7 protein-coding genes are annotated in these 6,590 nt (G+C 49.6%); 4 read left to right on the top strand and 3 right to left on the bottom strand.

The window, feature by feature from the left end:
- Positions 1 to 136: 136 nt before the first annotated feature.
- The 4 genes from aroC to A2F46_RS05030 all read left to right on the top strand — a co-directional run bounded on the left by aroC (position 137) and on the right by A2F46_RS05030 (position 4,178).
- Positions 137 to 1,228, top strand: coding sequence for a chorismate synthase (gene aroC, locus A2F46_RS05015; RefSeq protein WP_066567553.1), 1,092 nt, complete (start codon positions 137 to 139; stop codon positions 1,226 to 1,228).
- Between the two features lie 92 nt (positions 1,229 to 1,320).
- Positions 1,321 to 1,764 (top strand): ProQ/FINO family protein, encoded by a 444-nt coding sequence (locus tag A2F46_RS05020; protein WP_066567497.1) that lies wholly within the window; start codon positions 1,321 to 1,323, stop codon positions 1,762 to 1,764.
- A gap of 63 nt (positions 1,765 to 1,827) precedes the next feature.
- Positions 1,828 to 2,595, top strand: coding sequence for a TatD family hydrolase (locus A2F46_RS05025; protein WP_066567503.1), 768 nt, complete (start codon positions 1,828 to 1,830; stop codon positions 2,593 to 2,595).
- A 146-nt stretch (positions 2,596 to 2,741) separates the two neighbouring features.
- Positions 2,742 to 4,178, top strand: a complete 1,437-nt coding sequence (locus A2F46_RS05030) for an amino acid permease (protein ID WP_066567505.1) — start codon at positions 2,742 to 2,744, stop codon at positions 4,176 to 4,178.
- A 90-nt stretch (positions 4,179 to 4,268) separates the two neighbouring features.
- On the opposite strand, the gene A2F46_RS05035 is transcribed toward A2F46_RS05030, so the two are convergent.
- The 3 genes from A2F46_RS05035 to A2F46_RS05045 form a co-directional block, all read right to left on the bottom strand.
- Positions 4,269 to 5,072: a carbon-nitrogen hydrolase family protein gene (locus tag A2F46_RS05035; protein WP_066567508.1), complete on the bottom strand. Its 804-nt coding sequence runs from the start codon at positions 5,070 to 5,072 to the stop codon at positions 4,269 to 4,271.
- Positions 5,073 to 5,203: 131 nt separating this feature from the next.
- Complete coding sequence (locus A2F46_RS05040) at positions 5,204 to 6,142, bottom strand: GTP-binding protein (RefSeq protein ID WP_066567513.1); 939 nt, start codon at positions 6,140 to 6,142, stop codon at positions 5,204 to 5,206.
- Positions 6,109 to 6,590, bottom strand: a 482-nt coding sequence (locus A2F46_RS05045) for a Fur family transcriptional regulator (RefSeq protein ID WP_066567524.1), incomplete at its 5' end; no start/stop codon positions are given. The genes A2F46_RS05040 and A2F46_RS05045, both read right to left, overlap by 34 nt.

A 6,590-nucleotide genomic window follows, 5' to 3' on the forward strand; every position in this document is an offset into this window, starting at 1 on the left:
TGCCTGAATGATCATTTCATGCTACACTTTGTGGCCATTTTCATCGTCGGATTCAGTGCCTTTTGAGCCAACAACAATCAGCACACCACGATTGAATCCAATTTATTTTCAAAATCTTAGATATAACGAGCACACCATGGCGGGCAACACCTTCGGACAAATATTTACCGTGACCACTTTTGGAGAAAGCCACGGCCCAGCGTTGGGTTGTGTGATTGATGGCTGCCCACCAGGATTAGCGCTTTCCACTGCCGACATCCAAAGTGATCTCGATCGCCGTAAACCAGGAACCAGCCGCCATGTCACCCAGCGCCGAGAAGCCGATGAAGTGGAAATCCTATCGGGCGTATTTGAAGGCCAAACCACAGGTACGCCCATTGCTTTATTGATTCGCAACACCGACCAGCGCAGCAAAGATTACGGCAACATTGCTCAGAGCTTTCGGCCAGGCCATGCCGACTACACCTATTGGCACAAGTATGGCATCCGCGACTATCGCGGAGGCGGGCGCAGCTCGGCGAGAGAGACCGCCGCACGCGTAGCAGCAGGCGCGATTGCAAAAAAATGGCTTTGCGAACATTTTGGCACCCATATTGTGGCGTACGTTACCCAAGTGGGTGACCACGCCATCGCTTTTGAAGGCGAGGAATTCATCAGCCAAAACCCGTTTTTTGCGGCCAATCACAGCCAAATCGATGAATTAGAAGCCTACATGGACAGTACCCGCAAAGCACTTGATTCTGTCGGCGCTGCATTACACATTCAGGCACGCTGCATTCCAGTGGGGCTGGGCGAACCCGTATTTGACCGTCTGGATGCCGATATTGCCCATGCCATGATGAGTATCAATGCCGTAAAAGGCGTAGCCATTGGTGCAGGTTTTGGCTGCGTGACGCAGCACGGCAGTGAGCATGGTGATGAACTCACGCCCGATGGCTTTTTATCAAACAACGCAGGCGGGATACTGGGCGGCATCAGTACAGGCCAAAGTATTGACGTAGACATCGCCATCAAACCCACCAGCAGCATTGCCACGCCACGTCATTCCATTGACGTCGATGGCCACCCAGTGGCATTGGCCACACATGGGCGCCATGACCCTTGTGTGGGCTTGCGTGCCGCACCCATTGCAGAAGCCATGCTGGCTCTGGTACTAATGGACCACGCTTTACGCCATCGTGCCCAAAATGCCGATGTGGTGGTACACACCCCAAAAATCGGCCATTAAGTTTATTTGTTCGCCAAGATAACGTAGTTATGCGAAAATACGTAAAAAAAGCAGCCTGAATGGTTTCAGCAACCACGCGAGGATGCAGTAACATGAGTCAGGAAACCGCCTTGGGCGCAGCATTAAAAACCGCTGTGCAAACCATGAGCAAGAAAAAACAAACCGATATGATTGCTGAGTACATCTATGGAAAATACGATGTATTCAAGCGCTTTAAGCCATTGGCTGTAGGCATTGATCAAGATTTAATGGCCGCTTTGCCGCAATTCGATTCTACGTTAATTGCACGCGTGCTGGCCAATCATTGCCGCCGTCCCCGCTACATCAAATCGCTGGCACGCGGTGGTAAGCGCTTTGACCTAAACAATCGATTTAAAGGTGAAGTCACCGCAGAAGAGCAAGCCATTGCCCAGCAACACCCGGCAATGCAACCAGCAGCAAAACCAGCCACACCATCATCAGACGCTGCTGTCGAGCCCGTGCAAACAACACCTGCGATAACAGAAGCAGCACCCTCAACGGAGCCTTCTGCCTAATACCACCAACGGGCCTGAGCGCCCGTTTTTTATTGAGCAATTCTGCCTCATTCACACCGCCCAATGTTGTTTGATACCCATTGCCACTTGACTCATGCACCGCTGATGCAACAATTGCCAAGGATTTTGGCTGAAGCAGCTGCGGCCGAGGTAACGCATTTTCTTGTGCCGGGCACAACCCCAAATGACTGGGACAGCATTCTCAAGCTAGCGCAACAATACGACGCCATTTATGCCGCACTGGGCCTCCATCCTTGGTTCGTGTGTGAACACCATTTGGCCCAGGCATTGACCACCTTGAATCAACGGCTAATTGCGCATCCTCAACTATGGGTTGGGGAAATCGGTTTGGATTTTATGCGAGCCACCTCTTCCGAAGCACAACAACAGCAAATTGATGCTTTTGAAGCACAGCTGCAATTAGCACAAGCACATCAGCGCTGCGTGGTCATTCATAACGTTCATGCAAGCAGTGCTTGTTTAAGCAGCATCAAGCGCTGCCATTTCACACAAGGCGGCTTCGCGCATGCTTTTTCAGGCAGCCTGGAAGAAGCACAAGAATGGGTCAAGTGTGGCTTCAAAATCGGCATGGGCTCGCTTTTGCTTAAGCCCAATGCCCGTAAGATTCGCCGCATTGCAACCGAGCTACCATTAAGCAGCATGGTCTTGGAAACCGATGCGCCTTATATGTCCCCTGAGCCCAACCATCCCAACCATCCGCGCAACACACAATCTGTGGCTAAAGTGTTGGCCGAACTAAAACAAACGAATTGGCACACCATTGCGCAAGCCACCAGTACCAATGCCTTCAACCTACTCCAACGCACTTAGCGATTGAATATTCTTGGCCTTAAGTGCAAAATCACAACCGGGTATAAACATACATTTGGTTGTCTAATTTTTACAAATGTAATTTTAACCTGCAAATATATTAATATTAATATCGTTTACTTTCATTGAAATAGCTGGAAATCATTATGAGCTTATTACGTAAAAAAGATGTGGCCGCGCTATCGGAGCAAGTTTCTCCGCTCAAGCGCAGCCTCAAAACCCATGATTTGGTATTTTTGGGCATTGGCGCCATTATCGGTACCGGGATTTTTGTATTAACAGGCAAAGGCGCTTTAACTGCGGGCCCAGCTTTGTCTCTGTCCTTTTTAATTGCCGCCATATGTTGCGGGTTCGCAGGCTTATGCTATGCTGAATTTGCATCAATGGCGCCCGTGTCTGGCTCCGCCTACTCCTATGCCTATATTTCGTTTGGTGAGTTAATCGCCTTCATCATGGGCTGGGATTTGCTGCTGGAGTATGGTTTGGCGGTATCCACGGTGGCCGTAGGCTGGTCGGGCTATTTCCAAAGTTTATTGGCCAATATTGGCATCCATTTGCCAGCCACCCTTTCTTCTGCAGCCGGCACCACTGAAAACGGAGTCGGTATTTTTGACCTGCCCGCCTTCGTGATTGTGTTGATTCTGACTTATTTCATTGCCATTGGCATCAATCAAACCAAACGCTTGAATGACACCATGGTGATCATTAAATTGGTGGTGGTGATTTTGTTCATTGTGGCCACCATTTGGTACATCAAACCCGACAACTGGCATCCTTATGCCCCATTTGGTTGGTATTCTTTCCACCAAGATTTGGCCACAGGCCACACCTTAGCCGCCGGCATCATCCCCGCCGCCTCCATTGTGTTTTTTGCCTTTATTGGTTTTGATGCTGTTTCTTCCAGTGCAGAAGAAACCATCAACCCCAGTAAAGCGTTACCACGAGGCATCATGGGCTCATTGATTGTGTGCACCATCTTGTACATCATCATGACGCTAATCATGACCGGCGTTGTGAACTACACCGTTTATGCGCAAGAATCATTTTTGAAAGCGCCGGTCATGGCAGTGATTCAGGCAACCCAACAAACATGGTTGGGCTGGATTGTGAGCTTAGGCGCCATCATGGGCATTACCACGGTGATGCTGGTGATGCTTTATGGTCAAACCCGCGTCAGCTATGCCATGAGCCGCGATGGTCTTTTCCCCAAGTTTTTGGGCGAAGTGCACCCCAAATACCAAACGCCTTTTAAAGGAACGTGGTTTTTCGGCGTAGTTTGTGCCTTGCTGGCGGGCTTTGTGAATATCAATATCCTGGCCGAGATGGTGAATATTGGCACGCTAGCCGCATTTGTGATGGTTTCAGCCGGCATCATCTGGATGCGGAAAACACAGCCTAACTTACGTCGTGGCTTCCGTACCCCGCTGGTACCCATCACGCCATTGATTGCGATTGTATTTTGCCTGGTGTTGATTGCAGGCTTAAACTGGGATACTTGGTTGCGTTTTGCCGTATGGCTGATCATCGGCCTATTCATTTATTTTGGTTACAGCCGCCACCATTCAAAATTGCATGACCAATAAAACCAAAATTACATCAATCAAAAGCCTTGATGCACCCATCAAGGCTTTTTGAATGTACACTCAGGCTGCCTGAAACCTCACCAGGTTTTTTTATACACGGCGATGTTTTAAGGCCGGTAATTTATTGCGCACACTGTCCAATAGTGCCCCATTCAACTCAGCCACAATCACACCTTCCCCTTCAGGCAAAGAGATCACCACGTCACCCCATGGATCAATCATCATACTGTGACCAAATGTGTGCCGACCATTTTCATGTATCCCGCCTTGCGCCGATGCCAACACAAAACATTGATTTTCAATGGCACGAGCCGTTAACAGCGTTTGCCAATGCGCTTTACCCGTGGTATGCGTAAAGGCCGCAGGCAACACCAAAACATCAAATGGCAACTGAGCGCGGAAAAATTCAGGAAAGCGCAGGTCATAGCAAACACCTTGCGCTACCGGTATGCCTTCTATTATCAAATTCGGCACCACTTCGCCATGGCTGATGGTATCCGCTTCCGCATAACGCTCTCCAATACCCGTAAAACCAAATAAATGCATTTTGTCGTATCGACCCAAAAGCTCACCGTTACGGCCATAAGTCAACATGGTGTTGAGTACTTTACCCGCCTCTGGACTTTGCAAAGGAATGGTCCCCCCCAACAACACAATATTCAATTCACGCGCTAAATCCTGCATTGCTTGTTGCAAAGCACCTTGACCAAAAGGCTCAGCCAACACCACTTTATCCGTATCCTGTTTTCCCATAATCGGCCAATATTCTGGCAACACGACCCACTCCGCCCCTTGTGCTACGGCTTCGCGCACCAAACGCTGCATGGTCAATACATTCCTATTCACGTCCATGCCGGATACCATCTGCACCACACCCACCGTGATGTTATTCATCATTCACTCCTCGCCACGCACATCAAGCCAATATACATTCACGAGTGTACTGCAGCGTCAACAACAAAAAAAGCGTTCGGACAAGCCAAACGCTCAAATTTTGATGCCATTCAAGACTGATAAAACCAATTTTACTTTTCTAAGGCTGCCTGAAGCCGCTCGGCAATGGCATCGACATCGAAAGCATGAGCAATCAATTCAAAACGGCTGTCTCGCCGCCATGCAATTTGGTTGGCACCCCATTGACCATCTACCCAATTAAGCCACACCCACGTACCCAACACCTGAAATACACCTTTAGCGCGCACCAATCCTTCCGTGAGCTGGGGCAGTTCATTGAAAAATTGAGTCAGTTTTTCGCCGTCAAAATTGCGGCCCGCATCAAACGTATAGCCTTGAGATTGATAGCCTAAATCTAAACTGGGTAAATTGGGCAGGCGATATCGCCGTTGCGCCACCACAGGCAAATCCAACCATGCAATCTCCAGTTGCGCATTGTGCACCTCAACCACCCGAGCCTTAGGCGGAAATAAAGCCGCGGCACGCTGACGGAATGCAACCAAAGTAGCTTCATCACACAAATCGGTTTTACTCGCCACCAACACATCCGCCACACTCACCTGATCCCGATACAACATCTGCTGAGCAAAACTGTCATCAACAAATTGGCGTGGATCGACCACCGTAAACACCGCACCAATGCGCAGCAAATCCCCCAACGGTGGGTCTTTCAATTCATCAATTACGCTGGCGGCATGCGCCAAACCGCTGGCTTCAATCAAAATACGGTCGGGGGCATTCTCGCGCAACAAGCGCTGCACTTGTGCCGCCATTTGCGGCCCGGCCACACAACACAAACAGCCACCCGCAATTTCCGCCACGGGAATGCCATTATCTGCCAACACGGCCCCATCGATACCGATTTCACCAAACTCATTCACCAAAATCACCCATTTTTCATGGGGTGATTTTTGGGCCATCAAGCTTTTCAATGCGGTGGTCTTGCCCACACCAAGAAAACCCGAAAATAGATGTACTACTGGCTTATTGACTGCTTGTGTTGCTGACATTTCTGGCAAATCCCTGTTAACACGATGTGTTCATCATTTAAAGCAAAGCCCGTTTGCGCCAATCCTTGCTGCAAAGCTGCCCATTGCAGACTCAAACTTTGCTCATCTACGGCACCACACTCCGTACACACCAGCACAAATGCACTATGGTGATGCGCCGCTTCCTCATGGCAATGCACCGAGCATTCATGCTGCACGTGGCGACACAAAATATAGCCATTTACAGCACTCACTTTATGCAACACGCCTTGTTCTGCCCAAAAATCCAAAGCGCGATAAGCAGTAGGCGGGGCGACCGCCGCACCGCTGGCCTGCTGCATACATGCCAGTACCTGATATGCTTTGACCACCCCACTCATTGCCAAAACGATGTCCAATACCTGCTCGCGCAGAGCGGTAATGCTGACACCACGCTGCCGGCATTGGGCCAAAATTTTCGCTTTCTCTG

This window comes from Snodgrassella sp. CFCC 13594, from assembly GCF_001590725.1.
GTDB lineage: Bacteria > Pseudomonadota > Gammaproteobacteria > Burkholderiales > Neisseriaceae > Snodgrassella.

Coding starts and splice junctions, on each gene's coding strand:
- aroC (WP_066567553.1), top strand. CDS start 137: ATGGCGGGCAACACCTTCGGACAAATATTTACCGTGACCACTTTTGGA.
- A2F46_RS05020 (WP_066567497.1), top strand. CDS start 1,321: ATGAGTCAGGAAACCGCCTTGGGCGCAGCATTAAAAACCGCTGTGCAA.
- A2F46_RS05025 (WP_066567503.1), top strand. CDS start 1,828: ATGTTGTTTGATACCCATTGCCACTTGACTCATGCACCGCTGATGCAA.
- A2F46_RS05030 (WP_066567505.1), top strand. CDS start 2,742: ATGAGCTTATTACGTAAAAAAGATGTGGCCGCGCTATCGGAGCAAGTT.
- A2F46_RS05035 (WP_066567508.1), bottom strand. CDS start 5,072: ATGAATAACATCACGGTGGGTGTGGTGCAGATGGTATCCGGCATGGAC.
- A2F46_RS05040 (WP_066567513.1), bottom strand. CDS start 6,142: ATGTCAGCAACACAAGCAGTCAATAAGCCAGTAGTACATCTATTTTCG.